Here is a 484-nt window from a genome sequence, read left to right on the forward strand (position 1 = left end):
CACCACCCTTCGTTGCCCAGATAGGCGGCGATCGGGGTGTAGCCATCGACCTTCTGGTAGGTCCGCGAGACGCCTTCCTTCTTCGAGTTGCTGTTGTCCATGACGAAGGTGTCGATGTCCAGGCAGACGTGCGTCGTCTCGGCGGTGATCGGTGCTTCGATCAGTGACAGCAGGGTCGTGGACCAGGTGGCGGTGCGCGCCTGCAGGTCGTTGGCGGCAAGTTTCTCCAGCCGCTGTCGCAGCGTCGCCGCGCTCGGCACCTTCTGCAGGGTCAGCAGTTGTTGGAAGGGCTTGTCGCGGCGGAAGTTCTCGACAGCGTCATAGTCGCTCATGCCCAGACACAGCAGGCCCAGGTAGCTCTTGATCACGTCACTGGTGCGCATGCCCAGCGTGGTGGGGAAGCGGCTGTCGATGCTGTCGACGCCAGCGATCTCGAAGCATTGCCCGATGATGGACAGCCCGGCGTGGCTGGTGAGGGTGCGGC

At 63.6% G+C, this 484-nt stretch carries 1 protein-coding gene; it reads right to left on the bottom strand.

Translation table 11 applies throughout. The features are described 5' to 3' along the window. Nucleotides 1-484 (bottom strand): transposase (locus CXF87_RS12375; protein ID WP_198556094.1); only part of this gene is annotated, 484 nt, incomplete at both ends.

Origin of the sequence: Halomonas sp. MES3-P3E, assembly GCF_002836035.1 — a bacterium.
GTDB classification, from domain to species: Bacteria; Pseudomonadota; Gammaproteobacteria; order Pseudomonadales; family Halomonadaceae; genus Vreelandella; species Vreelandella arctica.